Source organism: Aeromonas sp. QDB56 (assembly GCF_027705505.1).
Lineage (GTDB): Bacteria > Pseudomonadota > Gammaproteobacteria > Enterobacterales > Aeromonadaceae > Aeromonas > Aeromonas caviae.
This window is the reverse complement of the sequence record NZ_JAPDBZ010000318.1, coordinates 1-703: the sequence shown is the minus strand read 5'-3', so window position 1 is coordinate 703 and position 703 is coordinate 1. Positions and strand designations below refer to the sequence as shown.

Here is a 703-nt window from a genome sequence, read left to right as displayed (position 1 = left end):
AAGAGGGATTTGGTGATCAGATCATGGGCTTCACCAAAAGTTCCATTCAGGTCGAGCTGATTTGGGCAACAACGCCGCTTTCTATCGCTTGAAAGCCAATAGCAAGACACCGCCAGCGATCATGCCAATGCCCAGCCATTCTCTGACCGATGGTCGTTCACCAAGGAAAGTGAAAGCAAAAATTGCAACCAGGACAAGGCTGAGCTTGTCTACTGGGGTAACCTTAAAAGCCTCACCAATCTTTAGTGCTCGAAAGTAGCAGACCCAAGAAGCGCCTGTTGCTAAACCTGACAGAGTAAGGAAAATCCAAGTTTTTGGTGTTAGACCAAAAGGGTTGGCCCACTTCCCTGTGTAAGCAATAAATGCTGATAAAACAACGATGATCACTCCTGTGCGGATCAAAGTTGCAAGGTCAGAATCAACCCCCTCCACCCCTACCTTCGCAAAAATTGCAGTCAGAGCAGCAAAAATTGCAGACAAGAAAGCCCAGTAGAACCACCCAGTTTGTGAGTCCATTTGACACTCCACAATTCGCTACGCATCAATGTTAAATTTTTTCACATGGCGCCATCCAGCTTAAGTGTTTCTTAATAAATCCCTGACACTCTTTCATAGACGGCGATTCGTCTAAGGAAAGTGCGAACAAGTATCCCAAGAACAAAAAATGAAAATTTTAGTCATTTAATATCAATGGGTTACCAGT

Annotated in this window: 1 protein-coding gene; it reads right to left on the bottom strand. The window is 44.5% G+C overall.

Annotated features, from left to right (window positions below; all coding sequences use genetic code 11):
- Positions 1-81 precede the first annotated feature (81 nt).
- Positions 82-516 carry an EamA family transporter gene (locus tag OKB81_RS20670; RefSeq protein ID WP_103261603.1) on the bottom strand — a complete coding sequence of 145 codons (435 nt, stop codon included), beginning with the start codon at positions 514-516 and terminating at the stop codon, positions 82-84.
- Between the last annotated feature and the right edge of the window lie 187 nt (positions 517-703).

Coding starts and splice junctions, on each gene's coding strand:
- OKB81_RS20670 (WP_103261603.1), bottom strand. CDS start 516: ATGGACTCACAAACTGGGTGGTTCTACTGGGCTTTCTTGTCTGCAATT.